Source organism: Yersinia vastinensis (genome assembly GCF_044905075.1).
Classification (GTDB): Bacteria; Pseudomonadota; Gammaproteobacteria; order Enterobacterales; family Enterobacteriaceae; genus Yersinia; species Yersinia vastinensis.
Map to the genome: position 1 here is coordinate 2,368,262 of NZ_CP173260.1, position 25,480 is coordinate 2,393,741.

The window sequence follows — 25,480 nt, forward strand, 5'->3', positions numbered from 1 at the left end:
ATATTATTTAGTCTCACGCTTCATCGTCATGGGAAGGGTCGTATTCGCATCATAACGGCCTTTGCAATCCGCAATACCGGTAACACCTTGCTTACAAACCAGCTCTGGCATTTTATATTTGGACCCATCACTGCACTGCGCCCGATAGCGGCTGTTAATCACCAAATTACCTGACTTCATCAGCCCGGTAGTAATATTGGCGCGGCAAGTGACGTTATCGCCGTGGGTTATTTTTGCTGTGCCTTTCCCGTTTTTGATTTGATATTTCAAACTAGGTGCTTTACCCGTATGGGCGGCTTTAATATCAGGGCTAACGCGCCAATTGCCATTCAGGAATGCTGTTGAGCCAACTTTAACGGCATCGGAAGGTAATATCAGCGCCCCTTTGCTCAGTGCTTCGGTGATTACCGGAGCAACGCTAGGCTCGCTAGGAACAGGTGCAGGGGCGACAATAGTGGCATTACCTAGAGGGAGCTGCGGTTCAATAGCCGGTTGTGTGATTGTCACTGCTGGTGCGATAGGTTTCGGTTCAATTTCTTGAATTTGCGCTATTTTATCTTCAGCCACGCCCGGTTTGGTTGCAATAACCGCCGGTTTAACTTCAGCGATGGCCTTCTCTGGCATTCCTCCACTGAATTGCACAATTAATGCAATGATCAGTGCCAGAACAGGTAATCCCCAGCTTAATCGCAGCCAGCGAGCCGATTTTTTGGCTGGCAGAACTGTTGGCGCGAGTTCTGCCTCTGGGGTTGGTGGTATGGTTGATACCACATCAGTTTGAGGGGATAACTCAACCGCCGTGATAATCGGGGGAGCGACAGGGGCGGTGGCTGTTGGCGGTGGTGCAATCAGGGGCGCGAAAGCCGGCTCATTGATTTCTGCCGTTTCACGTAAACAGTCAAGTGGGTCAGTGCGCGTTTTCTTATCCTGGCTGACAAACCCCCAGAAAGTCATCACTGGCTTGCCCGCCACCAGATAAACATGGTTCTGGTCGGGAAACTGCATGGCTTTGGCCAGCAACACACCAAATAAACGTTGGGCGGCTTTGTCTGACTGTTGTGCGCGTTGGCATAGTTCATTAACACTGGTCAGGCACGCTGACAGGTGTTTAATCGCAGCTTTACGCTCAGTGGTACTGGCGGCTATCCAAGAGGTGACTTTACCTTCACTAGGCGCATACCAGTCAATACGGTCTCCTCGTTCATTGACCTGAGGAATAGCCAAACAATCAGCGATAGCCTGCTGTTTTTTAAGGCGCAATGCTTCTCTAATCTGAAGTGCAGAAGCATAGATCGGTTGCCCGTTTTCGCCTAACGCCAGAATATCGTCCAAACTACCACTGCGTAAAAATGATTTTGCCACGCAAAAGAGACCTTTGTAATGAAACTTAAGGCAGAAAATAAAGTGTTATCTGCGACAACCTATACTTTAGGTGGGAGGTAGGGGAATCAAACGGCGGAATAAGTGGCAAAATGTCTCGTTGTTTACAGAAAAAGTGTCTGTAGGCCGTTGGTTTAGGAAAGAGTGAGGGGTAATTGATGAATTTTTACCGCGATTATCCCTTAGGACGTTTTTGTGTTCACTTATTAGGTAGCGATGAATGAGCATTATTGAGTAAGCTCTAACCAATGTCACTGGAACCCATTTTGAAAGGAGATATTTTGAATCAATCACAAGCCACAACTCATCTCTCGGCCATTGAAGCAATAGAGAGATTGGAGACGTTATATGAGTCGGCGCTTGCGGCATTGCGTGATGCGATCAGCGCCTATATTCGTGATGGTTCTTTGCCTGATGTGGGTGACCGGGCCAAAGGGTTATTCTCATATCCACAAATCAGTGTTAGTTGGGATGGGCAGTTTCGCGATCTTCAGCGCACGCGTGCTTACGGGCGCTTCTCACGTACGGGACAATACAGCACCACTATCACGCGGCCTTCCTTGTTCAAAGCCTATTTAACTGAGCAACTTACATTACTTGAACATGAATATGGTGCAGTGTTTGAAGTGACAGCGTCACAACAAGAGATGCCGTATCCCTTTGTTATCGACGGTTCCGACCTGATTCTCGATCGTTCAATGACTGCTGGGCTGGCTCAACATTTCCCAACCACCGATTTAGCGATGATTGGCGATGGTATCACCGATGGCATTGATACCCTTACCGCAGACTACCCGCTATCGCATTTTGATGCGCTACGTACCGATTTTTCACTGGCTCGACTCAAGCACTATACCGGCACCCCGGCAGAACATATTCAGCCCTATATTCTGTTCACCAATTACAGTCGTTATGTTGATGAGTTTGTCCGTTGGGCTTGTGAGCAAATTCTGGATCCGACTAGCCCTTATCAAGCGTTGTCCTGCGCCGGTGGCACATACATTACGGCTGAAAATGCAGATCCTGAAAAGACCACCTCCGATCTGGCGTGGAAAAAGCATCAAATGCCGGCTTATCATTTAGTGGCTGAAAGCGGTCATGGCATTACGCTGGTGAATATTGGTGTTGGACCGTCAAACGCCAAAACCATTTGTGACCATCTGGCGGTGTTGCGACCTCATGCCTGGCTGATGATAGGGCACTGTGGTGGTTTGCGTGAAAGTCAGGCGATTGGTGACTATGTGCTGGCGCATGCTTATTTACGTGATGACCATGTTCTTGACGCGGTGTTGCCACCGGATATTCCGATCCCAAGTATCGCTGAAGTGCAGCGAGCACTCTATGATGCCACCAAAGCTGTGAGTGGTATGCCGGGAGTTGAAGTTAAACAACGGTTGCGGACGGGAACCGTGGTGACCTCGGATGACCGTAACTGGGAGCTACGTTTTTCTGCTTCTGCACTGCGATTTAGCTTAAGCCGTGCTGTGGCGGTCGATATGGAAAGCGCCACGATTGCCGCTCAAGGTTATCGTTTCCGTGTACCTTATGGCACCTTACTGTGTGTTTCCGACAAACCATTACACGGTGAAATCAAGCTACCGGGTCAAGCCAATCACTTCTACGAAGGTGCCATTTCTGAACATCTGCAAATAGGCATTCGGGCGATAGATTTACTGCGTGCCGAAGGTGATCAACTGCATTCTCGCAAATTACGCACTTTTAACGAGCCGCCATTCCGCTAATCTCATCACCTAATAACTGGCATTGCATCCCATTCATTGATGTTTTGTCAGTTATTTACCCATAATCATCTGAATAAAATTATCACGCACCAAATTCGGCATCGCATTATTCCAAGCGATGCCGACAGGCCAACGGAGGTTATTGCCGCTCAGTGAAATAATGTTGATAGTAGGTGGCGCGATATGCACGACACTCTGTGGCAATAGCGCTACACCGATACCGGCAATCACCAACGCGAGTATGGTCTGGATATCTTCCACTTCTTGTACCAAAGGAGCATCAATCTGATTTGATTGCAAAAATTGGTCAATCTGTGCATTTAACCCACGTCCACGTTCGGTATATAAACGCAGTAACGGCAGTTCTTTTAGCCACACATCAAAGGGGAGTGCTTTATCTTGGGGCACGATCAGCACCAGATGGTCTTCAAATAAAGGATGGAAATGTAGCGGCGTCTTGTAGGGCATCCGAACAAAACCGACATGCAGTTCACCCGTACTTAATAATGCATATTGCTGGGTTGAGGGGATATCCTCCAATGTCATCATGATAGCCGGGTATTGTTGTCTGAATGCCGCGATGTAGTTCGGTGCTGTATAGAAAGTTGATAAACCAAAACCTACCGATATAAACCCTTCAACGCCTTTCGCCACTCGTGCAGCGTATTGCAAAAAGGACTCAGATTGGTTGACCACTTTTTCTGCTTCCGAGAGTAATTGTTGCCCGCTCGGCGTCAGCTGTGCCCCTCGACGCCCGCGAGAGAAAAGAGGCAGGTTAAGCAGAGATTCCAATACGTTAATCTGCTTGGTCAATGCCGGTTGAGTGATACAAAGAGCCTGCGCCGCTTCACCATAGTTGCCTTTTCGGGCGAGTATCACAAAAGCCTTTAGCAATTTGATATTCACAGTTCCATTCCTATTGGTAATCGATAATAGAAAATCATTCATTATAAAGTTATCAATACGGCTGCTGTAATACCAATGATAAACATCAGCAGCAACTCGCTTTGGAGGTTCATGTGACAAAATCACAATTGATAACAGCAGCAACAGTGCAGTTCCAGCATCAGGCCAACAACAAGCAATATAATCTGTTGGTTATTGAAAAATTTATCGAGCAGGCCGCGCTGCAAAACATCAAGATATTGGCTTTTCCAGAGATGTGCATTACTGGCTATTGGCACGTGCCAAAATTGACGGCAGCACAAGTCACCGCGCTGAGTGAGACTATTGAAAGTAGCCCATCCATAGCATTAGTCCGCGCATTAGCGATGAAACATCAAATGCTCATTGGCGTCGGCCTGATAGAGCAGTCAGATGATGGGCGACTTTACAATGCTTATGTCGCCTGCATGCCGGATGGATCTTTTCATACCCACCGCAAGCTCCATGCTTTCGAACATCCCGCGATCAGTAGTGGTGATACTTACACGGTTTTTGATACACCATGGGGCGTCAAGGTTGGGATACTTATTTGTTGGGATAATAATCTGGTGGAAAATGTTCGCGCCACAACCTTACTGGGGGCGGACATATTATTAGCGCCGCACCAGACCGGCGGGACACATTCGCGTAGTCCATACGGTATGAAACCCATTCCGCGTGATCTCTGGGATCAACGCATTGAAAGAAAAGAAGAAATGAGTGCTGCTATTCGTGGAGTCAATGGCAGAGAGTGGTTAATGCGCTGGCTACCTGCTCGAGCACATGATAATGGCCTATTTATTCTGTTCAGTAATGGGATAGGGGCAGATGATGATGAGGTCCGTACCGGAAATGCCATGATACTGGATCCGTATGGTCGCATTATCAATGAGACCGGAGAAGCTGCGAACGTGCTGGTGAGCGCTGAGCTGGACCTTTCGTTAATCCCACTGAGTACCGGGCGTCGTTGGATCTATGGTCGCCGCCCAGAGTTGTACACTATTTTGACTGAGCGGCAAGGTTATGAGCGGGATGCCATTACTGCGCGTTTTTCTGATGAAGTGACCAATCTGAAAAACGTATAAACAGAGATTGGGCAGGGGCGAACAGTTCCTGCCTAGCGGCGAACACCAGTGCCAATACTAATACTGGATATGCCGCTTGAGCCGCCACTCACACCCACATGACCGGTATTTGCACAACCAATCAGCAGTAGTGCAATCATCATTATGATTAACTTTTTCATTCACATTCCTTGGTTCGCAGGTGTGTTATTCGCGTGGAAGCTGGGGCGAAAGCGTTCACACCTCTGATACTACCTACATTAATTATATCAAATTATGATTAATGTTGATCGGGAGCCAAAAAGGCGTTGAATTGTGGCGTCATTATCGCGCTGAAACCGGTGTCAGTTTTGCTCACCAGATACACAGCCAACCCTTTCTCTTGTGCCAGTTTCAGCGCTTTTTCTGGCCCTAACACCATCAGTCCGGTATCCCAGCCATCGGCTTCCAACGCGGTTGTGGCAATCACCGTGGCAGATACCAGTTTATGGGTGATTGGCCGGCCTGTAGCGGGGTCTAAAACATGGGAATAACGTTGCCCGCTTTGCTCAAAGTAGTTTCGATAACTGCCAGAGGTGCTGATGCTGTAGCCTTGCAGATTGACCAGCGCTTGCACGGCATTTTCTTTATCTGTCGGTTTCTGAATCGCTACTCGCCATGGTCGTCCTTGGCCATTAACACCACGAGAGGAAACGGCCCCCCCCACCGAGACCAAATAGTTGGTAATTCCGTGTCGCATCATCAGATTAACCAATTGGTCAACACCGTAGCCTTCTCCCAGAGTCGATAAGTCGACATATAAATCAGGGCGATCTTTTTGCAGCCATTCACCGCGATTATCGCTGATCAGTTTTAGATGCTGCAATCCCACTTGCTTAAGTGCGTTATCTATCTGATATTGAGTGGGTATTTTAGTTGGCTGTTTCTCTGGACCAAATCCCCATAAATTGACCAACGGACCAACAGTGATATTCATCGCACCATGAGTATCTTGGCCAATGCGCAGCGCCTGCAAAATAATATCTGCCATACCACGTGGAATAGGTTGTGCTTCAGTGCCACGATATTGGTTAAAGCGGGAAAGCACGGAGGTATCGCGATATGTCGAAATGTCATTATTGGCTTGCTCTAGCAGCGCATCGATTTCTTGTTGCAGCTGCTGTTGACTTTGGGGTATTTCGCCACTGATCTTAACGCTATAGAAGGTCCCCATAGTTTTACCTTCAATATCCATTTGTGGCCGAGTGTCAACATCGTCACAAGCGGTCATTAGGCCGAGAGCCAAACTCAATAATAAACCTTTGGTAAAAAGGTGGGCCACTGAGGAATCCTTGCAAGAAAATAGCGAAAGTGGGGATTATATGCTTTTCATCTAACAGCGGAATAGGTTGTCATTATTGTCATATACAGCGTAAATGTATAGTGACGCCGGACTGATTCAACCTGATTGGTGGCAGCATCTGTTTAATAATCAGATCAATACTTTCGCTCCATCAATCAAGAGAGTCCCTATGCACTTTACTCAAGCCATTGCCAGACTTCCTGCTGACACCTGTGGCCGCGGCCAGACGACATCCACGTTGGGCGCACCTGATATTGCGGTAACAGGCAGCCAATTTTTGGCCTATGTGGATACGTTGCTCCGTCTCGGCTTGAAAGTGACTATTTTGCCTGCGGCGCCAGCCTTTCCCGATGCACACTTTGTGGAAGATACCGCAGTCGTCATGCCAGAACTGGCAGTGATAACACACCCCGGTGCGCCAAGCCGTCAGGGGGAAGTGGATACCATTGAGCCATTGTTCACAGATCGCCCGGTGTTTCGCATGAGTACACGTGGTCACCTTGATGGTGGTGATGTGTTGTTGGTGGATAAACAGTTTTTCATCGGGTTAACGTCTCGTACTGATGAAGCAGGAATCAGCGAGTTTACGTCAGCAGTCGAGCGCTATGGCTATCGAGTGACCACCATTGAGGTCAGTGCGGGGCTGCATTTGAAATCTATTGTGAACTACGTCGGTCGCAACACGCTATTACTGACCGAGGATTACCAACAGCATCCAGCCTTTACCCGCTTTAATACCCTTGTTATTCCCGAGGCAGAGTCTTATGCCGGGAATACCTTATGGATCAATGACACGCTGATTACACCGCGCGGTTATCCGATGACATTGGCACAAATTGAAACGCTAGGAATGCCCATTGTGCAACTTGATACCAGCGAATTTAAAAAGATGGATGGCGGGTTAACCTGTCTCTCACTTCGTTTTTAACGGTTTTTCACCCCTCACTGTGGGTCATTTCCCGCATTTTGCCAATACCGGATCCTTAACTATGAAAAAGACATTAGCTGCATTACTGACTGGCCTGATACTTTCCGCTCCCGTTGCGGCGCAGACTATTGATACCATCAGTTTTGGTGTCGATGGGGGATATCCACCTTTTGATGTGTTATCACCCAACGGGGAGATCACCGGTTTTGATATCGATATCGCAAATGCTTTGTGTGAAAATTTGCATGCCAAATGTGTTTTCGTCAAACAACCGTTTGAAAGCATGATTGCGGCCCTGAATGCGCGTAAATTTGATGCCATTATTGCGTCCCTCAGCATTACAGATGAGCGCAAAAAAGAAGTGGATTTCACTGACCGCTATTACCGTAGTGCAGCGCAGTTAGTCGCACGTAAAGGCAGCCCACTGTCGCCGGATGTTGCCGGCCTGAAAGGGAAAACAGTAGGGGTGCAAACAGGTTCTATCCATGAGACCTATGCCAAAAAGCACTGGGGTGGGCAGGGAGTGAAAATCGTCTCTTATGCGAATCAGGATAATGTTTATTTAGACTTGATGTCTGGGCGCATCAATGCCTCACTGCAAGATAATATTCAAGCCGCCAGTAGCTTTATTGATACGCCACGTGGACAGAAATTTGCCTTTGCCGGCCCTGTCATCCAAGACGAAACCATCTCTACTGATGTCGGCATTGCTGTTGGCAAAGATAATCCGGCATTGCGCGACGCACTCAATGGGGCAATTAAGGCTATTCGCGCCGATGGCACCTATGATGCTATACAGAAAAAGTATTTTAGTTTCGATATCTACGGTAGCTAATTTTTTCGCTGACCGGGGGCTTGTTTCCCTCGGTGGCCGTTTTACAGCATAGGGAGGCCGATAATGGTAACAGACTATTTGCCGTTACTGGCACAAGGAGCGGGGCTATCGCTGTGCGTTATGCTGCTATCACTGGCAGTCGCGCTGGTGCTAGGGCTTATCAATGCGGTTATCAAACTGTTTGGCCCGCGTTGGTTGCGATGGATATCAACCGGGTACACCACATTGGTGCGCGGTATTCCTGAACTGGTGATTATGCTGTTGCTATTTTTTGGCGGCGAAATGCTGGTTAATGGGTTCCTTGGGTTATTAGGTTTGGGGCCAGTTCGGTTTAATACCTTTGTCTCTGGTGTGCTGGCGATTGGCATTGTGTTTGGTGCCTATTACACAGAAACTTTTCGCGGGGCATTTCAGACTGTGGATCGTGGTCAGTTAGAAGCCGCGGTGGCCTACGGGATGCGGCCTGCTCAAGTATTTCGACGTATTATGCTGCCGCAAATGCTCAGTTTTGCCATCCCCGGGATTAACAATAACTGGCTGGGTTTGATGAAAGCCTCGGCATTGATCTCTATTCTTGGGCTAGAAGATATGGTGTGGCTGGCTGAACAGGCAGGGCGCGCGACCCAAAAACCGTTCTTGTTCTACTTTCTGGTGGCGATGATTTATATGGTCATTACCGCACTATCCAGTTGGGGTTTTAGCCTACTATCACGGCGCTATGCACTCTCGACCTCGACGGCGAGGGCGCGCGGATGAATCTGCAAACAGTGCTGGAAGCCGTGCCGACATTTCTCTATAGCGACGGCTCTGATGTGACCGGGCTTGCCATGACGGCCAAACTGTTTTTACTGTCGGTGTTCCCCGGTTTATTATTGGCACTTTTCATGGCTATTGGGCAAGCATTTGGCCCACGGCCTCTCGCGTGGCTTATTCGCAGCATAACCTATTTCTTTCGCAGCACGCCGCTCTATCTGCAATTGATGCTGATTTACTACGGCCTTTCGCAGTTTGATATTGTGCAGTTGGGGTGGCAGGATGACCAACCCTTCTGGTTGCTGTTCCGCGATGCCACCTTTTGCGCCGTGCTCGCCTTGGTGCTGAATACCAGTGCTTATGTTGCCGAACTATTGGCTGGCATGATGGTGACATTCCCGCGCCAGGAGTGGGTGGCTGGCGAAGCATTTGGTATGACGCAGTGGCAAATCATTCGCCGATTAGTCCTACCCGCAACCTTGCGTCGTGGTATTCCTGCGCTGAATAATGAAATGGTCTTTCTGCTGCATGCGACCTCCCTTGCCAGCACGGTCACACTGTTAGATATCACTGGCGTCGCCCGAGCTTTCTATGCTGCCACTTACTCGCCGTTTATTCCGTTTTTGATGGCCGCAGCACTTTATTTGTTGTGTACTTTTATGCTGATTTTCTTGTTTTCACGTGCGGAACGGCGCTGGTTAGCATTTGCCCGTCACGACTAAAGGTACGGGCAAGCCAAGTTTAGGCGCGTTTTATCGCTTGTAGCTCGGTGATGGTGACGATTTTATCGACGCGGAATTTCTTGCTGGTCAGCCAAGTATCAGCCAGTAGCCGGTAGTGTTCCATGTTGCGACAACCAATACGAACCAGAAAATCGAAGCTGCCGCCAACCAGCCAGCAGTCCAACACTTCAGGTGTTTTGCGCACTTCTTGCTCAAAGGCCGCCTGAGAGTGGCCGTGGTCGGCCAAGGCTATTTGCGCTTGAATAACAAAGGCGTGTTCAGGTTCTGGCAGTTCAATAATGGCACTGTAACCGCGAATAATACCGGCGCGCTCCAATAATCGAACTCGCTCCAGGCAGGGGCGAGCAGTCAGATTGACCTGTTCAGACAGCTTCTGATAAGAGATACGGCCATCCTGGCTCAGGATTTCAAGGATTTTTTTGTCAATTCGGTCAAGCCGGGCTTTCTTTTCCACAGATAGGACGTCCAATGAAAATCAATCATTATAAGTTACCTGAACATGCCCTAAGTGGGCAGCGTCAATTAACCAGTTTTCATTTTGGCCAGCCGGGGGTGGGTGAAAAAATTTACCTACAGGCTGGTCTGCATGCCGATGAACTTCCCGGAATGCTGGTATTACATTATCTTAAAAGATTACTAAGCCAGGCGGAACGGCGAGCAGAAATTCAGAGCGAAATAATTATTGTACCCATCGCTAACCCGGTAGGGATGGCGCAAGTGCTGCTTAACAGCGGAATCGGCCGTTTTGATTTGGTCAGTGGGCGTAATTTTAATCGTGATTTTCCCGATTTAGCCAAGTTGACTCAACCGAGGTTGGGGCAATATACCGTCAGCCAAACCCCCTCTCAAAGGCTGCAACAAATTCGTGGCGCGATGCTCGAGATACTACACGATTTACCTGCAATCAGTGAAGTTGATGCATTGCGCCAACATTTGCTGATGTTAGCCTGTGATGCTGATTTGGTGCTGGATCTGCATTGTGATGATAGCGCCATTCTACATTTATATGCTGATCCCGCTTGGCGTGAGCCAGTCGAGACACTCGCCCGTTTTTTGCATATCGACACTGTGCTGTTATCACAAGACAGTGGCGGCGGCTCTTTTGATGAAGCTTGTGGTTTGCCGTGGCATCGTTTGACAGCACAATATCCAGACCTCGCACCAGCTTGTATGGCGGTGACGGTAGAATTGCGCGGGCAGCAAGATGTCAGCCATGCACTGGCCAGTGCAGATGCTGAACGTATTTATCACTATTTGCAGCATCGCGGGGCCATTGCCGCCGATAAGCCGGATATCCCGCAGCGCGATGTCGTTATGTTGCCGTTTTCCGCAGGCGAAATTGTCACTGCTCCAGCCAGTGGCCTGTTGCTGTTATTACGCCAGCCCGGTGAATGGGTAGAAAAAGAAGATGTGGTGGCTGAAATCATTGACCCGATCACGGATACTGTCAAAGCCGTGCGAGCGAAGGCAGGGGGGATAATCTATGCCAGCCGGCGTGCACCTTTTGTCACGTTGGGGGCGGAAGTGATGAAGATTGCCGGGAAAACTCCCTTTGTAGGCGGTGGGGAGTTAGCATCTTGAGCTTGCAGGCTCAATTCACCGTGCTTTCTGTGTTGTATTTTTTCTTGGGCTAGCTATAATTTAGCCGGCTAAATAAAATGATGCAAATACGATGAATTATAAAGCAAGGGATCTTCCCACCCGTGAAGTTCTGGCCCGTGTTCAGCGCCAAGAGAACCTTGGCAGCGACGTTTCGGGTGTGGACTTAGTTCTCAATCTCATTACTACCGCAGATTTAATTCGATCAAATATTTATGATCGCCTAGCCCAAGACTATGACATCTCAGAAGGTAAATTCATTCTATTAATGTCGCTCTACGGTGAAGGTGAAACCGCAGCCAGCGAGTTGGCGTCTAGAATTGGAGTTGCGCCTGCAACGGTTTCCGTGATGGTCAAACGCATGCTTACCGCGCCTGAACCTTTGATTACCATGACTAGAACACTGGCAGATGGCCGCTCCCGCTTAATTGCGTTAAGTCCCGCAGGCCGTCGACTCATTAAAGAAGCGTTACCGGGTCACTTTAATGCCATTCACTCTTTTGCCGAGGTCCTTGATGACCAAGAACGCGAAACTCTGATTTCAATGTTACAAAAATTACTGCGAAAAAAACCATAAATATTCGGGGCTTACCTACCGTGGCCTTTTTTTAATCATATACTTAGTCGGCTAAATAAATTGAAACCAGAACAAAATAATGCATCAAAACCGATACTAAAAACCGCAGTGACCTTTTTGGGCCTGCTCATCCTAGGTTCAAGTCTTATCTATTTCGGATCAAGGAATGATGCGGTATCTGTGGCACAAAATCTAAAATCAGGGGTGCTGACAGCCGACAACGTTAACATCGCCTTTGAGAATGTGGGTGGAAAACTCATCACGCGGCAAGTTCAAGAATCTCAGCGGGTGAAAAAGGGCGATATCCTGATGGTTCTGGATGATAGGGATAGCAATATCGCCCTTGATCGTCTTAAAGCGGTTATCCGCTCGCAAGAAGCGCTTATCCGTCAGGAAGAATCGGCCATCCGAATTGCCAGCAATGAAACTCAATTAACGGAGGTTTCTTCCTGGCGGAAAATAGAGGAAATCCAAGCCACCTTAAGTGCTGCTCGTGCCAGTGAAAACCTTGCTCGCACCGACTTTAACCGTATTGCAAAATTGCATAACACCGGCAGTGTTTCGCAATCCATGCTGGATACAGCGAGCAGCGCGTTAACCACGACACATTCGGCGGTGGTACAGGCAGAGCGTCAGTTAGCGTCAGCGATGATTGGCACCACACCAGCACAAATAAAAAATCTCGCAGATAAGGCCAGTGCTCAGGGCATGACACTTCAGGCAATTGCCAACTCGCGTGAATCAATCAAAAACCGGCAAAATGTACTGGACCAACTCTTAGCTCAGTTGGATCAATCTCAGGCGGAGCTGAGGCAATTGGAAATTAACCATCAGCGCCTGACATTGACCGCACCAGAGGCGGGTAAAGTGCTTAAGCTCCTTTATGAGTCAGGAGAAATGGTTCCCGCGGGCGCACCTGCTGTACTGTTGGAGACCGATCGCCAATACGTTGATATTTATGTCAATGAAAACAGTGTTGGCGCATATTCGCCCGGCACAATCGTGACAGCCAAGGTGCCGGCACTGGATACTCAGGTTAACGGCATTGTGCGTTTTGCCAGCGCAGCGGCCTCTTTTGCCGATTTACGTATGACTAGGGAACGTGGTCAGGCGGATTTAACTTCCTATCAGGTACGGATTTACACCGAAGAAAAGCCACAGTTGCTCACCGGAATGACGCTTGAGGTGAATGATGCAAAACATCGTTAAATCCATGTACGACGAGGTGGCTGCAATGATGTCCGGGCATGTTATGCCTTACCACAAGGTGGCTATCGTGGTTGCGGGTGTCATTGCATTGCTGTTTTCACTGGTGTTTTCTCACTCAACAGTATTTGAAGGTAAAATTGCCGTCATCGATCTTGATGCTTCTCAGTATTCGGCTGAATTAATTCAGAAGATAAATACGTCTTCCTATATTGAAGTCACTCAGATATTACGGACGCCAGTAAACCCTGAAATATTGACGGCACATGATCGCAATATTGGCGTGCTTTATATTCCCAAAGGGTTAGAAAAAAGCCTGAAAACGGGCGATAAAACCGTGCGTCTGGGTTATTTTGCTGACCACAGTAATTCAGCGCAAAATGCCGAGGTACTGCAAAATCTTAATGAATACATTCCAGAACTTGGCGCAGAGATTGGCGCGCTGCGTATCTCTTCATTGGGGCTTGGACGAGAGGGCACTGAGGCGGCGCTAAGCCCAATGCAGCTTAAAAATCGACATCTTTTTAACCCGACGAATACCGCCACTAACTCAACCAGCATCGCATTTGTGTATTTTTTCTCTTCATTGTTCTATGGGCTGGCAACACTGATGGTGGTAGGGCGATTGAAAGTCACGGGAGCTTGGAAGACGGCGATATTTAACCGAGGGCCTTTGGCATTAATGTGTCGAATGGTGCCTTATGCTTTTTTTTACACCACCGGCATTACGGTTGTTAGCGCTTTGTTGGTGCTTTTTGGCCAACTGAGATTTGACGGTAACTATTTTGCGTATGTTCCGACTATCTTCATGACGGGGCTGGCTTTCGGTTGGTTGGCATTGATTCTTTCCTGGTCAACGCAACACCCAGGAGAAGGGGCTAGCCTGATGACTTTTCTTGTTCCTCCGGGGTTTATTATGGGCGGTGCAACCATGGCGGTTGGTTTCCTGCCGCTTTGGGCCTATTACCTCAGCTATGCTTTCCCGCTCGTGTGGCAATACCGTTTTTATCGTGACTTTGCTCTGCGGGGGCAAACGCTGGCGCAAATGCTACCAACCTATGGGGCTTATGTAATCTTTTTGACGGTGATTGCTTTTGTGCTGCTGTTACTCTTCTATCGAACGAAAAGAATGCTTGAAAACGGCTAAGTACCGAAGAGGATATCCGTATCCTCTTCATCTATTTACACACTATAAACGGTCAAAATCTGATGCATCATGGCGTTCCGGTAACTGTTCTTCTGGTGCGCCCCAAGTGCGATTAACAATACGACCACGTTGTACCGCAGGCCGCTTGGCAATGGCCTCAGTCCAGCGAATTAGATGGGTATAGGACTTCACATCCAGAAACTCCCCAGCGTCATATTGCAAGCCTAAAACCAGATTGCCGTACCATGGCCAGATAGCGATATCGGCAATTGAATACTCATCACCAGCAATATATTCGTGTGTTTCCAACTGCGTGTTGAGCAAATCAAGCTGGCGCTTCGCTTCCATAGTAAAACGGTCGATAGCGTATTCAATCTTCACTGGCGCATAGTGATAGAAATGACCAAATCCTCCCCCTAGATAAGGCGCTGCGCCCTGTAACCAGAACAGCCAGTTCAGCGCTTCCGTTCTACCAGCATGGGATTTTGGTAAGAAATGACCAAATTTATCCGCCAAATAAAGCAAAATGGCCCCTGACTCAAACACCCTGACGGGCGGGGTAGTTGAATGGTCCATCAAGGCTGGGATCTTCGAATTGGGATTGACGGCAACAAAACCACTTGAGAATTGATCACCTTCACCGATACGAATCAAATGGGCATCATATTCGGCCCCTTTTTCCCCTAACGCCAGCAACTCTTCCAACAGAATAGTCACTTTCTGGCCATTCGGTGTCGCCAATGAATAGAGTTGTAAAGGATGCTTGCCAACAGGGAGTTCTGCTTCATATCGAGCACCGGCCGTTGGACGATTGATTTTGGACCATACACCACCGCTGGCACTGTTTTCCGTCCAGACTTTCGGTGGCTGATATTCGTTATCTTTCATCATGATTACCTTATTTGAGAATGAATACGAACTTAATAATACTCAGAGTGATTATGCACCAATCGTTCCCTATTGATAGAGAATAACGGGGATAATATTTCTGTCATTCAGGCTCCCTATAGTGAGGTGGCTTTTAACCTTTGGGCAATAACAATAATTAGGGAACTTAACATGAAAATGACCACATTTAGGTTGGCACTACTGGCAAGCCATATTACGTTCAGTACCTCTTTATGGGCAGCACAAGCGGTTGAAGTGCCGGCTACACTTGCTGGGCATGCCGTTTTACCTGTGAAATCCGTTGTCGCAGCACCGCAAGATGCGCCCAACGATTTACAAGAAAGTGGCAAATACACCCGAGGTCAACGAGTCACGACGTTAGGCTCAGTGGCGGGTAAATCAGCTGATCGCCTCACTGGCATCGGGCTACCCATTCGTGGTCAACCCCTACAAGGACATTCCGGCATAAAGCACATGCCAGACGGCACTTATTGGGTACTAACTGATAACGGATTTGGCAGTAAAGCCAACTCGCCGGATGCTATGTTGTACCTCAATCACTACAATATTGATTTCAAAAATGGCAGTGTCACACCGTTGCAAACCCTGTTTTTACACGACCCGGATAAAAACGTTCCTTTTCATATCGTCAACGAAAGCACCGAAAAACGTTATCTGACCGGTAGTGATTTTGACCCCGAAAGTTTCCAGTTTGCCGATGATGCCCTATGGATTGGCGATGAATTCGGCCCGTACCTGATTAAGGCTGATTTGAATGGTAAAGTGCTGGCCGTCTTCGAGACACAGGTTGACGGTAAGGTAGTGAAGTCACCAGACAATCCCACACTTACATTACCCGGTGCCCCAGATGCTAAACAGAACTTCCAGGTAGCACGCTCAAAAGGGTTTGAAGGAATGGCCGCATCGCCTGATGGCAGCAAGTTATACCCTATACTGGAAGGGGCACTGTGGGACGGCGACAAGTTTGAGAATATTGACGGTAAACGCTACCTGCGTGTGCTGGAGTTTGATGTAAAACAGCAGAAATGGACAGGGCGCAGTTGGCAATATGTCCTGGAGGATAACCAGAATGCTATTGGCGATTTCAATATGATTGACACTACGCATGGGCTAGTTATCGAACGCGACAATGGTGAGGGTACGGCGGACAAAGCTTGTGTAGCTGGCGCACCGACAGACAATTGCTTTAGCCAAACGGCCAAGTTCAAACGCGTATACAAAATTGCATTTTCGGAGGATAACGTCGGGAAACCGGTCGATAAAGTTGCTTATATTGATTTACTGAACATTCAAGATCCACAACATCTGGCGCGTAAGCCCCTAAATAACGGTGTGCTGACATTCCCATTCTTCACCATTGAAAATGTTGATGTCGTCGATGGCACTCATATTATTGTCGGTAATGATAATAACTTTCCGTTCTCCTCCAGCCGCCAACCCAATGAGGCCGACGATAACGAATTTATTCTGCTGGATGTGAAACAGTTACTGGGCCAATAACCGCAAAAAAGTTAGCTGACCCAATGTCTTTATATTGTGGGAAGCATGATGTCGTTTAAACTGACATCATGCTTCATACAGCACCGTTGAGACTTCCGCGACTTGTCGTTTTAGGATATTGAGCGTTTTCGAAAGTACGCTTTCTTGTTCTTTGAACCAGCCATCTTTATCGGGCAGGGAGGTGGCAAGCCGCCAAGACTCTTCTTTTTCCAATGCGGCCAATTCACGCAGCATCGCATCAATTTGATGTCGAACTTCATTAATTTTACGCCGCAGCCGCTCAAGATCATCAATAAGGTCACTGGACATCAGTGGCTCAAGCCCTTGCTTTAGGTTCTCCAGCAACTGATGAATGGCAGAGAAATCACCTCGTTGACGAGCTTGGTTGAGTTGTACCATGAGCTGATGGGCTTTCTCTTTAAATTCATCCGCCACTAAATCAGGGTGACAAAGCCGACTGGCTTGCCGCCATAAACGTTTCAATTCTTGGCGCTGATCAGCTGAGAGTTTCTGGTTATTATCGTGTCGCTGTTCAGCATCATTTTGCTGCTCTTGATAGCTCTCATATTTCTCTTTTGCTTCTTCGCGGGCTTTGCGCGTTGACTCAGTGTTTCGCGTGTTAAAGCCATTTTCCAACTCTTTAATCTCAGCCAGAAGTGCTGTCACAAGCGCCGTTTGTTGCTGAATTTGTTCTCGTATTTCAACGGTTTCGCTGGAAATAGCGGAAAGGTCTAACCAACGTTGTTTTAACGAGGCAAGTTCATCAATAGCCTGGGCGATGTATTGTTGGCAATGGCGATAATCGCGCTCCCGACGGCGCGCTTCGGCTTCCGCTTTTCGCAACGTGCTCTCCGCCAATTGCTTACGCAAATGGAGAATTTGCTTCATTAATGGGCCTAGGCGAACAAGGTAGAGGTCGTTAAAATCATCCAGTAACTGAATACGCTCATTACGTTTATCGATTAACTCGCGTAATTGCTCTTCTAGCGCTTTTAATTCTAATTTACAGGCCGCCAACTCCAGATCTTGCCACTCGGTTACCGCTTGTTTATTTCCCAACCACGCGGAAATAGCCTCTAGCGCGGCGGAAAATTTACCTTGCTCAATGGACATGGCAATAAAGACAAGTACAGCATCCTGAGTTTCACTTTTAAGATAAGGAAGTTGGTGTCGGATTATTTCGTCATCTTCAAGCTCAATGGCGCTTTTAATGATCTCCAGCCGTTTAATGAGTTTTTTCATAAATACCGGATTTACTGATAGCGTAAGCAGAATACCTACATACTAAACAACGGCTTCCCATTGTTCCAGATGAATAAGGGCTGATTTATGCCGGATGGTGAGATAGATATTCCGGCATGAGCGATAAATCACATTCGGTTCAGGGAATGGAGAGTCGAGTGGCCCATAATTGGCTAAAGGCAATCCAAGAACGTAGCGTCGGTGAGATAAACTTGCTTTTATGATAACAAAGCGTGAGTTTACGATAAAAACGATGCTCGGTTTCAAGTTGAACAAAATGCCCTTTATAGAATGGTTGTGCGAGTATTCTGTTCGAGATAAATGTAATGCCTAAATTATTTCTTACACACGAGAGAATGGCATCAAAGGCATTAAGCGAAAGGGATACATGCGGATTATGTAAATGTAATGCAAGTTGATTATCGAAAAAAGCCCGGCTGCTAGAACCACGTTCACGTAGAATCCAGCTTTCCTGATTCAATGTTTCATAAGACACTATTTTCTCTTTGGCCAGTGGGTGATTCTTACTCACAATAATCACCATCTCATCTTCCATCCAAGGCTCACAAATGAGATTGGGTTCTGTTGTCGGCCCTTCCAATAGGGCAACGTCAATCTCGAAACTATTCAACATACCACCAATTTCTTGTGTATTTGCGATGACCGATTGAGGTAGCCAGCCATATTTGTTCTCAAACTTGGTCAACATATCTGGCAATACATAGCTGCCAATAGTTTTAGTACAGCCTAAATTAAGATGAATATCATGTGATTTTTCATCAAACAGTTGCTCAACGCCTTGTACACGCGCTAATAGCTCATCCGCCACAGGCAGCAGCTTTTTTCCTTCATGATTGATAATTAATCGCGCATGTTGCCTATCAAATAGACGAATACCTAGCTGATTTTCTAATTCAGCTAGAGTTTGGGAGACAGCGCCTTTGGTCATAAATATTGAATCCGCGGCAAGTGTCATACTGCCATGGCGCACGATAGACACAAAAACGGAAAGCTGCTTAAAAGTAATATTCATCGTTTAGTTTTTCTAAACCTGTTGTAATTAATAACTCGATTTTTTAAATGATACCTTATCGCTATAATTTTTGCCGTAGATAGAGATGAAAAATCGAGGTAATAACGTGTTGAGATATATGCATCACAAAGTTCGGGGATTGCCGACGCCAGTTGCGGGGTTAGCTTTAGGGATTGCCAGCTTAGGTTTGTGTTTAGAAAATGCTTTACCCCTTGAAGGAGCAGGGCAAAACGTCGGAGCTTTGATTGCAGCAGGTCTGCTGTGTGTGATGATTATGCGTTTTATTCTTCATCCCGATACCCTACATCAGGATATTAAACACCCCGTAGTGGGCAGTATTGTTCCAACCTTTGCAATGGCCGCCATGGTTGTGTCTAAAGCACTGGGTAATTTCTCCCCGACAGCGGGTGAAGTGCTTTGGTTGGGGGCGGTTATTGTGCACTTAATTGCACTGGTGCTTTTCATTTATCATCGAGCACAAGAGCCTAACTTACACCATATGGTACCGAGCTGGTTTATACCGCCTGTCGGTATTATTGTGGCAGATGTGATGTGCCCCAGTGACGCATTTCATAGTTTTGCATTGATTTTGCTAGCTATTGGTATGGTAAGTTATCTGCTGATGTTGCCTATGATGATTTATCGTTTCATGTTTCGTAATGAAGTCCCCGATGCAGCAAAACCAACAATTGCCATCATGGCCGCACCTGCCAGTCTATCATTAGCCGGATATCTCACTGTGGTTAAAGAGCCCTCTTTATTGCTCTGTGCCATATTGCTGGGGATTGCCTTGCTAATGACATTAGTGATTTATTGTGCTTTCTTCCGCCTAATGCGGCTGCCTTTTAGCCCCGGTTATGCTGCTTTTACTTTCCCGATGGCTATCGGTGCGACAGCACTCTATAAAATGGCCAATCTGGTAGGACAATATCCACAGGCAATTGAATACGCTCAACAGTTGCATAGAATCGCGACGTTAGAAGCTGTAGTAGCAACATTAGTCATTAGTTATGTCTCAGTACGATTTATTCATAATTATTTAATACCCAGCAAATTAACTCGTTACCATCAAACAACGAAATAAATGGATGGTGATTAAGGATTAGAATCATGGAGAAGTCTAGCCAAGCCGCAATAATTCCTGCTATCGCTTTAGTGCTATTTTTAGTCTGTTTTGTATGGGCGCTATTTTTGTAGTCTTATCTATTTTCATAATAATTATATAGTCTATTGAAACCACTAATATAGGATTTTAATATGAATACTGTTATAGAAAAAAGAGGGGTAATCGTTGATATTAGCTACACTATCGACCATCAGAAAAGGACAATTTCGCTTTGTAAAGAATTCACCAATAAAGAAGTTCTGTTTAATTTTTTAGGTGAATTAGATCAAAAAGCAAGAAGAATCACTACTGAAATGCATCGATGCAAAATCTCCTACAAGATTCAAGAAGTAAAAAATAATTTTATATTAGATGCACAATTCCAATTTGCCTGCCCGACTGAAGCGCTGATTTTTGAAGCAAAAATAAATCATGATGTCTTCCTTTCACCAACAAGCAATGGTTACTACTCGAGGTAACTCTGTGGCTAAAGATAAGTTTATTACTCAAAGCTTTCCAGATGTCCTATGTTGGATTGAAAAGAATATTCACCGCGGAATAAAGTCTACCGACGTTATTGTCATTACGGGATATTCTCGTTCTTACTTCTTGCGTGAATTTCAAATAGTCATCGGAATCAGTTTATCTCAATACATTAGAGAGAAAAGGTTAAGAATTTCAGCAAGTAAACTCATATGGACCAACTTGAAAGTCAGTGAGATTAGTGAAGGAATGGGATTCCCAAGTCAAAGTACATTCTGCCAGACATTTAAAACATACTTTAATATGTCGCCAAGCGAGTATCGCTATAATTCAAAAGCTCTATAAATAACCCAGCGGGTGTTATCTATATAGAATTCGTCTAATTGCTATTCTTGTATATCGGAATATGGTTAATAAAATGAAAAGACAATTTAAAGAAAAAGTCGTGCTATCGACATTTCCTGAAATAAGGGAATGGATATCAAATAAAATAGAAAATGGGAAGAGGGTAGCAGCATCCGATGTTGTCTCTATTTCCGGTTATTCACGCTCTTACTTCTTGAGGGAATTTGATTACCATCATCAAATATCAGTATCGAAATATATTAAACGTGAACGTTTATACCATGCACTTAATAAAGTTTTGGAATTAAAAAATAGCAATACAACATTAAAAGAAATTAGCATGACACTAGGTTTTCCAAGTCAAAGCTCCTTCTCTAGAGCATTTAAGTCTTACTTTGGTGTATCTCCATCAAAATATGTACTCATAAATGCTCTTATGGATTATTGAGTAAACTGAATGAATTATGTTGTTGAGAATGAAAGAGAGGATGAATAATGAGTTCGACTTGCATTGATTCAGAATTAAAACAAGATCACTGGTACAGAATTACGGCGGAAATGCTGAGTCAGGCAAGGATCGCAATAAATGGAAACCGACCACAGGATATTCGAGTTAACAACCCAAAGTTTTTCAAGCGGGTATTACAAGAAGGTTCTCTTGGATTAGGTGAGAGCTATATGGATGGTTGGTGGGAATGCGATCGCTTAGATATTTTTTTCCAATCTATTTTAGCGGCCGAACTTGATACTCAACTCCCTAAGCGCCTCAGTGATATCATCCGCATCGCTTCCGCGCGTCTCTTTAACTTTCAAACACGTAAGCGTGCCTGGATCGTAGGTAAAGAACACTATGATTTAGGCAATGATTTATTTAGCCGTATGCTCGACCCCTATATGCAATATTCCTGCGCGTATTGGGATCGAGCTGAAACCTTAGAGCAGGCCCAACAAGCTAAATTGCGGATGATTTGCGAAAAGTTACAGCTCAAACCCGGCATGACGTTACTCGATATAGGCTGTGGTTGGGGCGGTCTATCTGCATTTGCAGCCAAAGAATACGGTGTATCTGTGAAGGGAATAACGATTTCGGTCGAACAACAGATAATGGCGCAGGAACGCTGTAAGGGATTAGATGTACAAATTCGGCTGCAAGATTATCGTGATCTTAATGAGCAATTTGATCGCATTGTTTCTGTGGGGATGTTTGAACATGTTGGCCCGAAGAACTATCGCACTTATTTTGAGGTTGCATCTCGCAGCCTCAAACCAGAGGGCTTATTCTTGTTGCACACCATCGGCTCCAATCAAACAGACCTTAATGTCGATCCTTGGATAAACAAATATATTTTCCCCAATGGATGTTTGCCATCGATAACACAAATTGCCTCCATGAGTGAGGGGCTATTTGTATTAGAAGATTGGCATAATTTTGGAGCTGATTATGACCGCACGCTGATGGCTTGGTTCGATACATTCCAGCAGAGTTGGCCAGAGATTAAAAGTAACTATGACGACCGCTTTTATCGCATGTTTACTTATTATCTCAACGCCTGTGCCGGCGCTTTTCGTGCGAGAAACATCCAACTTTGGCAAGTGTTACTTAGCCCTAAAGGTGTTGAGGGCGGAATTCGGGTATCTCGTTGATGACTAAAGAATTAAATTATCATTGTTAGGCGCTTAATTAACTCTAACTTCAAACAATTTAATGACGAATGTAGATGCATCTACGTGAATTCTCGCCCACTAAGACCCTGCAAGAAGTGCAGAATTCACGTAGCGCAAGCCATGATTAAATTCACAACCCTCTGAAGAATAGGGGAGATATGGTACGTTACCCCCATACAATTTTTGAATGCAGGAGTAATGATGAAAAGAGAGACACTCTTCAATTATGCACGGGAACATTTCAACTCAGATCCAGAATACCTATGGAGTAAGTTTCCAAGTTATGCCGTGCTCCGTCATCATGACGGCAAAAAATGGTTCGGTATTGTGATGAACGTACCAGGCACGAAACTGGGACTGAAGACAGAGAATAAAATCGATGTACTGGAGGTCAAAGTTAGACCTGAGTTCATTGGGTCATTACGGCAAAAAGAGGGGATTTTACCTGCTTATCATATGAACAAAGAACACTGGGTCAGCGTGCTTCTTTCTGGTCCGTTATCTTCAGAGGCGATTTACGACTTGCTTACTGAAAGTCATGATCTGACTGCCTGAACGCTATGTCGTAATGGTGGGCTGAACATGTCATTGTTCATCTGATGATGACTGAGTAAGAGAGTAGAAAGCGACAGTCCCGGGGCTTCAATTCAATTTAACATAATATACATTATGCGCACCAAGATAAAGATAGGCAGAATGTCGAGTTTTAACCTTTATCATGACAAGTTCATTAATTTGAGCTTGGTTGGTCTACTAACCATAACGATGTCTTTCTCTCATCAATTCAATCTAACAATAACCACTCAAGAGTCTGCAATAATCCGAAATACATAAGGCCGACTGGATAAAACCAATTATAGGAACAATACTTAATACGGTTCCATATGGTTCTTAGCTATCTTTATGAGAGGAATATTATGAAATTATTGAAAACAATGACAATGTTAGCTGTTCTGGGTGCGTTTTCTTCTGGTGCAATATCAGCAGAACTGTTGACTAAAGAAGATCTCAATGCAAACCCTAGTCAGTATGAGAAAATTGGGAATATTGTTACTTCCAATGAATTGGCACCAATGGATGCTCGAGAAGAGTTATCAAAAAAAGCAGATGAACTGGGTGGCGATTATTACGTAATTACATCAGCGAATACTGATAATAAGATCCATGCCACTGCCGATGTGTATAAGAAAAAGTAATCATTTTCAGTGGTCCTTATTGAATAACCTTTCTACAGACCCCCGCGGAATGCTCACCGGGGGTCTGAATATATTCAACGATTTCCCCGATTATTTGTGACACCGTCACCCTCCTCTACTATTTAATCTTACCTGAATCCGGTATGCTCAAAATATCTCATAAAATATTCCGGATTTGAAACATGATTCCAGTGTTTGGATGGTTCTATTTATTTCCATTAAAATCAATTAATTATCAGCATTTGCTCAGGTGTTTATTATGAGCCACTCAGCACTACGCAGTTCGGCGCTGCCACTATTAGTCGCTGGTGCTTTCTTCATGGAAAATCTTGATGGGACGGTCATCGTTACGGCCATGCCGCAGATGGCCTCAGCATTTGCCGTGCATCCTATTGATATGAATATTGGTATTTCAGCCTATATTCTCACGCTGACGGTTTTTATTCCTGCCAGTGGTTGGATTGCTAATCGCTTTGGCGCCCGTAATATCTTTGCGGCTGCTATGGTGATCTTCACTTTAGCATCAGTGCTTTGTGCTTTAAGTACCAATCTGATGGAGTTTACGGGCGCGCGTATATTACAAGGATTTGGTGGCGCTATGATGGTGCCTGTTGGCCGCTTGATTGTCTTGCGTAATACAGCTAAAGCAGATTTGATTAAAGCCATCGCCACAATTACCTGGCCGGGACTGGTGGCACCTATTCTTGGGCCACCAGTAGGTGGTTTTATTACTACCTATGCCTCCTGGCACTGGATTTTTATTTTAAATGTCCCGCTGGGAATTATTGGATTGTGGTTGGCTTGGCGGCTTATTCCGCAGGAGTCACCTCAGAAAGAGACACCATTTGATACTCTCGGCTTTTTATTAACGGGTTCAGCTTGTTTCGGCTTGATGTTCGGTTTGGAGCTGTTTAATCATCAAAGTTTCTCGCGTTTAGTCCCTCTGTTTTGTATTGCAGGTAGCCTGATGCTCGGTGCTTGTGCTGTCTATCATGCAAAACGCCAGGCTTTCCCATTAATTGACTTGTGGGCTTTGCAGATAAAAAGTTACAGCGTCACAGTCTGGGGTGGTGGTCTATTCCGCATGGCGATTGGTGCAGTGCCATTTTTACTGCCTCTGTTGTTCCAGATTGGTTTTGGATTAAGCGCCTTCAGTGCTGGTTTACTGGTGTTAGCCGTTTTTGCCGGTAATCTTGCCATGAAACCTTTTACCTCAGCTATTCTGTATCGCTTTCGTTTCCGCCCGACACTGCTTGTCAATGGCTTGCTAAATGCTGCCACTATCTTTGCCTGTGCACTAATCACACCAGACACTCCTAACACGCTAATTATAATGCTACTTTTTGTTAGCGGACTGACGCGTTCCATGCAATTTACGGCACTTAATACATTAGCATTTTCTGAAGTACCACCACCCAAAATGGCCGGTGCCAACACACTGTCCAATATGGCCCAACAACTAGCAATCGGCTTGGGTATTGCGATTGGCGCATTGGCGTTACGGATTGCTGAGTGGTTCCATCCTTATCGGGCGGGAATGATCCCACTGGAAAATTTCCAGATAGCGTTTGTGGTTATTGGTGTGGTCGCATTACTATCGGTAGTAGATACATTGGCGCTTAGCCGGGATGCAGGCGACGAAGTGCGTAAGAAACCTATCAGACGCGGAAAGACAACATAGGGCTATCGTGGTGGCTTTCAAATCCATGAGTGTGTTAATCCATATCAATTATATTGTTGGCAACGGAAAATAAGGAATGCA

The 25,480-nt window shown here is 45.9% G+C and carries 27 protein-coding genes; 19 read left to right on the forward strand and 8 right to left on the reverse strand.

The features are described 5' to 3' along the window. Nucleotides 1-3 precede the first annotated feature (3 nt). Entirely contained in the window at nt 4-1,362 is a 1,359-nt protein-coding gene (locus ACIOG0_RS11100; protein ID WP_164908380.1) for an SrfA family protein, read from the reverse strand. A 299-nt stretch (nt 1,363-1,661) separates the two neighbouring features. Between ACIOG0_RS11100 and ACIOG0_RS11105 the strand changes: the two genes are divergently transcribed. After that, nucleotides 1,662-3,122: an AMP nucleosidase gene (locus tag ACIOG0_RS11105; RefSeq protein ID WP_050097763.1), complete on the forward strand. Its 1,461-nt coding sequence runs from the start codon at nt 1,662-1,664 to the stop codon at nt 3,120-3,122. Between the two features lie 51 nt (nt 3,123-3,173). Here the strand turns inward: ACIOG0_RS11105 and ACIOG0_RS11110 are convergent, their stop codons facing one another. Beyond that, nucleotides 3,174-4,028 (reverse strand): LysR family transcriptional regulator, encoded by an 855-nt coding sequence (locus ACIOG0_RS11110; RefSeq protein ID WP_128451557.1) that lies wholly within the window; start codon nt 4,026-4,028, stop codon nt 3,174-3,176. A 113-nt stretch (nt 4,029-4,141) separates the two neighbouring features. On the opposite strand from ACIOG0_RS11110, the gene ACIOG0_RS11115 reads away from it, so the two are divergent. Further along, nucleotides 4,142-5,131 carry a nitrilase family protein gene (locus ACIOG0_RS11115; RefSeq protein WP_050140639.1) on the forward strand — a complete coding sequence of 330 codons (990 nt, stop codon included), beginning with the start codon at nt 4,142-4,144 and terminating at the stop codon, nt 5,129-5,131. A gap of 32 nt (nt 5,132-5,163) precedes the next feature. Here ACIOG0_RS11115 and ACIOG0_RS11120 read toward each other — a convergent pair whose 3' ends face one another. Together ACIOG0_RS11120 and apbE are read right to left on the reverse strand one after the other, a co-directional pair. Further along, nucleotides 5,164-5,292 carry a hypothetical protein gene (locus tag ACIOG0_RS11120; RefSeq protein WP_260653987.1) on the reverse strand — a complete coding sequence of 43 codons (129 nt, stop codon included), beginning with the start codon at nt 5,290-5,292 and terminating at the stop codon, nt 5,164-5,166. A gap of 98 nt (nt 5,293-5,390) precedes the next feature. Continuing rightward, on the reverse strand, nt 5,391-6,431 hold the full coding sequence (gene apbE / locus ACIOG0_RS11125) for an FAD:protein FMN transferase ApbE (protein WP_072087756.1): 1,041 nt from the start codon (nt 6,429-6,431) through the stop codon (nt 5,391-5,393). Between the two features lie 190 nt (nt 6,432-6,621). Between apbE and ACIOG0_RS11130 the strand changes: the two genes are divergently transcribed. The 4 genes from ACIOG0_RS11130 (at nt 6,622) to ACIOG0_RS11145 (ending at nt 9,690) form a co-directional block, all read left to right on the forward strand. Further along, complete coding sequence (locus ACIOG0_RS11130; protein ID WP_050097765.1) at nt 6,622-7,380, forward strand: dimethylarginine dimethylaminohydrolase family protein; 759 nt, start codon at nt 6,622-6,624, stop codon at nt 7,378-7,380. 61 nt (nt 7,381-7,441) lie between these two features. After that, nucleotides 7,442-8,215 (forward strand): ABC transporter substrate-binding protein, encoded by a 774-nt coding sequence (locus ACIOG0_RS11135; protein ID WP_050097675.1) that lies wholly within the window; start codon nt 7,442-7,444, stop codon nt 8,213-8,215. Nucleotides 8,216-8,278: 63 nt separating this feature from the next. Next, on the forward strand, nt 8,279-8,971 hold the full coding sequence (locus tag ACIOG0_RS11140; RefSeq protein WP_050097676.1) for an ABC transporter permease: 693 nt from the start codon (nt 8,279-8,281) through the stop codon (nt 8,969-8,971). Beyond that, on the forward strand, nt 8,968-9,690 hold the full coding sequence (locus tag ACIOG0_RS11145) for an ABC transporter permease (RefSeq protein ID WP_128451556.1): 723 nt from the start codon (nt 8,968-8,970) through the stop codon (nt 9,688-9,690). Before ACIOG0_RS11140 ends, ACIOG0_RS11145 begins: the two co-directional genes overlap by 4 nt. Nucleotides 9,691-9,709: 19 nt before the next feature. Here the strand turns inward: ACIOG0_RS11145 and ACIOG0_RS11150 are convergent, their stop codons facing one another. Further along, nucleotides 9,710-10,165: an Lrp/AsnC family transcriptional regulator gene (locus ACIOG0_RS11150; protein WP_050097678.1), complete on the reverse strand. Its 456-nt coding sequence runs from the start codon at nt 10,163-10,165 to the stop codon at nt 9,710-9,712. A 14-nt stretch (nt 10,166-10,179) separates the two neighbouring features. Between ACIOG0_RS11150 and ACIOG0_RS11155 the strand changes: the two genes are divergently transcribed. From ACIOG0_RS11155 to ACIOG0_RS11170, 4 genes are all read left to right on the forward strand, one after another. Then, nucleotides 10,180-11,292 (forward strand): succinylglutamate desuccinylase/aspartoacylase family protein, encoded by a 1,113-nt coding sequence (locus ACIOG0_RS11155; RefSeq protein ID WP_128451555.1) that lies wholly within the window; start codon nt 10,180-10,182, stop codon nt 11,290-11,292. Nucleotides 11,293-11,383: 91 nt separating this feature from the next. Next, nucleotides 11,384-11,887 carry a MarR family winged helix-turn-helix transcriptional regulator gene (locus ACIOG0_RS11160; protein WP_050097680.1) on the forward strand — a complete coding sequence of 168 codons (504 nt, stop codon included), beginning with the start codon at nt 11,384-11,386 and terminating at the stop codon, nt 11,885-11,887. A gap of 180 nt (nt 11,888-12,067) precedes the next feature. After that, complete coding sequence (locus tag ACIOG0_RS11165) at nt 12,068-13,096, forward strand: HlyD family secretion protein (RefSeq protein ID WP_050097681.1); 1,029 nt, start codon at nt 12,068-12,070, stop codon at nt 13,094-13,096. Then, a complete protein-coding gene (locus ACIOG0_RS11170; RefSeq protein ID WP_050140637.1) occupies nt 13,080-14,240 on the forward strand; it encodes an ABC transporter permease in 1,161 nt (386 codons plus the stop codon). Before ACIOG0_RS11165 ends, ACIOG0_RS11170 begins: the two co-directional genes overlap by 17 nt. Nucleotides 14,241-14,282: 42 nt before the next feature. Here ACIOG0_RS11170 and yghU read toward each other — a convergent pair whose 3' ends face one another. Beyond that, the gene (gene yghU / locus ACIOG0_RS11175) at nt 14,283-15,128 is read right to left on the reverse strand and encodes a glutathione-dependent disulfide-bond oxidoreductase (RefSeq protein WP_050140636.1); all 846 of its coding nucleotides are present in this window, start codon (nt 15,126-15,128) and stop codon (nt 14,283-14,285) included. Nucleotides 15,129-15,299: 171 nt separating this feature from the next. Here yghU and ACIOG0_RS11180 point away from each other — a divergent pair, with 171 nt between their 5' ends. After that, complete coding sequence (locus tag ACIOG0_RS11180; protein WP_050296163.1) at nt 15,300-16,649, forward strand: esterase-like activity of phytase family protein; 1,350 nt, start codon at nt 15,300-15,302, stop codon at nt 16,647-16,649. 66 nt (nt 16,650-16,715) lie between these two features. Here ACIOG0_RS11180 and ACIOG0_RS11185 read toward each other — a convergent pair whose 3' ends face one another. Both ACIOG0_RS11185 and ACIOG0_RS11190 read right to left on the reverse strand, forming a co-directional pair. Continuing rightward, complete coding sequence (locus tag ACIOG0_RS11185) at nt 16,716-17,891, reverse strand: DNA repair protein (protein WP_128451553.1); 1,176 nt, start codon at nt 17,889-17,891, stop codon at nt 16,716-16,718. A 139-nt stretch (nt 17,892-18,030) separates the two neighbouring features. Beyond that, nucleotides 18,031-18,924, reverse strand: coding sequence for a LysR substrate-binding domain-containing protein (locus tag ACIOG0_RS11190; protein ID WP_050097686.1), 894 nt, complete (start codon nt 18,922-18,924; stop codon nt 18,031-18,033). Nucleotides 18,925-19,030: 106 nt separating this feature from the next. Here ACIOG0_RS11190 and ACIOG0_RS11195 point away from each other — a divergent pair, with 106 nt between their 5' ends. The 8 genes from ACIOG0_RS11195 (at nt 19,031) to ACIOG0_RS11230 (ending at nt 25,399) form a co-directional block, all read left to right on the forward strand. Next, entirely contained in the window at nt 19,031-20,008 is a 978-nt protein-coding gene (locus ACIOG0_RS11195) for a TDT family transporter (RefSeq protein ID WP_174846806.1), read from the forward strand. A gap of 173 nt (nt 20,009-20,181) precedes the next feature. Further along, complete coding sequence (locus ACIOG0_RS11200) at nt 20,182-20,508, forward strand: DUF406 family protein (protein ID WP_050097688.1); 327 nt, start codon at nt 20,182-20,184, stop codon at nt 20,506-20,508. 4 nt (nt 20,509-20,512) lie between these two features. Next, nucleotides 20,513-20,857, forward strand: coding sequence for a helix-turn-helix transcriptional regulator (locus ACIOG0_RS11205; RefSeq protein WP_072087755.1), 345 nt, complete (start codon nt 20,513-20,515; stop codon nt 20,855-20,857). Nucleotides 20,858-20,930: 73 nt separating this feature from the next. Continuing rightward, nucleotides 20,931-21,305, forward strand: a complete 375-nt coding sequence (locus ACIOG0_RS11210; protein ID WP_050296160.1) for a helix-turn-helix transcriptional regulator — start codon at nt 20,931-20,933, stop codon at nt 21,303-21,305. Between the two features lie 47 nt (nt 21,306-21,352). Further along, nucleotides 21,353-22,501: a cyclopropane fatty acyl phospholipid synthase gene (gene cfa / locus ACIOG0_RS11215; protein ID WP_404704839.1), complete on the forward strand. Its 1,149-nt coding sequence runs from the start codon at nt 21,353-21,355 to the stop codon at nt 22,499-22,501. A 222-nt stretch (nt 22,502-22,723) separates the two neighbouring features. Further along, nucleotides 22,724-23,077 carry an MmcQ/YjbR family DNA-binding protein gene (locus tag ACIOG0_RS11220; RefSeq protein WP_128451551.1) on the forward strand — a complete coding sequence of 118 codons (354 nt, stop codon included), beginning with the start codon at nt 22,724-22,726 and terminating at the stop codon, nt 23,075-23,077. 362 nt (nt 23,078-23,439) lie between these two features. Then, nucleotides 23,440-23,718 carry a DUF1471 family periplasmic protein YahO gene (yahO, locus tag ACIOG0_RS11225; RefSeq protein ID WP_050097691.1) on the forward strand — a complete coding sequence of 93 codons (279 nt, stop codon included), beginning with the start codon at nt 23,440-23,442 and terminating at the stop codon, nt 23,716-23,718. 259 nt (nt 23,719-23,977) lie between these two features. Further along, on the forward strand, nt 23,978-25,399 hold the full coding sequence (locus ACIOG0_RS11230; RefSeq protein ID WP_050140634.1) for an MFS transporter: 1,422 nt from the start codon (nt 23,978-23,980) through the stop codon (nt 25,397-25,399). Nucleotides 25,400-25,480: the final 81 nt, after the last annotated feature.

Bases quoted from the DNA above. Each gene is read 5' to 3' on its own strand.
- ACIOG0_RS11200 (WP_050097688.1), top strand. From the start codon at position 20,182: ATGAATACTGTTATAGAAAAAAGAGGGGTAATCGTTGATATTAGCTAC.
- ACIOG0_RS11230 (WP_050140634.1), top strand. From the start codon at position 23,978: ATGAGCCACTCAGCACTACGCAGTTCGGCGCTGCCACTATTAGTCGCT.
- ACIOG0_RS11190 (WP_050097686.1), bottom strand. From the start codon at position 18,924: ATGAATATTACTTTTAAGCAGCTTTCCGTTTTTGTGTCTATCGTGCGC.
- ACIOG0_RS11170 (WP_050140637.1), top strand. From the start codon at position 13,080: ATGCAAAACATCGTTAAATCCATGTACGACGAGGTGGCTGCAATGATG.
- ACIOG0_RS11180 (WP_050296163.1), top strand. From the start codon at position 15,300: ATGAAAATGACCACATTTAGGTTGGCACTACTGGCAAGCCATATTACG.
- yghU (WP_050140636.1), bottom strand. From the start codon at position 15,128: ATGAAAGATAACGAATATCAGCCACCGAAAGTCTGGACGGAAAACAGT.
- ACIOG0_RS11210 (WP_050296160.1), top strand. From the start codon at position 20,931: ATGAAAAGACAATTTAAAGAAAAAGTCGTGCTATCGACATTTCCTGAA.
- ACIOG0_RS11120 (WP_260653987.1), bottom strand. From the start codon at position 5,292: ATGAAAAAGTTAATCATAATGATGATTGCACTACTGCTGATTGGTTGT.
- ACIOG0_RS11155 (WP_128451555.1), top strand. From the start codon at position 10,180: ATGAAAATCAATCATTATAAGTTACCTGAACATGCCCTAAGTGGGCAG.
- ACIOG0_RS11145 (WP_128451556.1), top strand. From the start codon at position 8,968: ATGAATCTGCAAACAGTGCTGGAAGCCGTGCCGACATTTCTCTATAGC.
- ACIOG0_RS11130 (WP_050097765.1), top strand. From the start codon at position 6,622: ATGCACTTTACTCAAGCCATTGCCAGACTTCCTGCTGACACCTGTGGC.
- ACIOG0_RS11140 (WP_050097676.1), top strand. From the start codon at position 8,279: ATGGTAACAGACTATTTGCCGTTACTGGCACAAGGAGCGGGGCTATCG.
- ACIOG0_RS11220 (WP_128451551.1), top strand. From the start codon at position 22,724: ATGAAAAGAGAGACACTCTTCAATTATGCACGGGAACATTTCAACTCA.
- ACIOG0_RS11160 (WP_050097680.1), top strand. From the start codon at position 11,384: ATGAATTATAAAGCAAGGGATCTTCCCACCCGTGAAGTTCTGGCCCGT.
- ACIOG0_RS11185 (WP_128451553.1), bottom strand. From the start codon at position 17,891: ATGAAAAAACTCATTAAACGGCTGGAGATCATTAAAAGCGCCATTGAG.
- yahO (WP_050097691.1), top strand. From the start codon at position 23,440: ATGAAATTATTGAAAACAATGACAATGTTAGCTGTTCTGGGTGCGTTT.
- cfa (WP_404704839.1), top strand. From the start codon at position 21,353: ATGAGTTCGACTTGCATTGATTCAGAATTAAAACAAGATCACTGGTAC.
- ACIOG0_RS11135 (WP_050097675.1), top strand. From the start codon at position 7,442: ATGAAAAAGACATTAGCTGCATTACTGACTGGCCTGATACTTTCCGCT.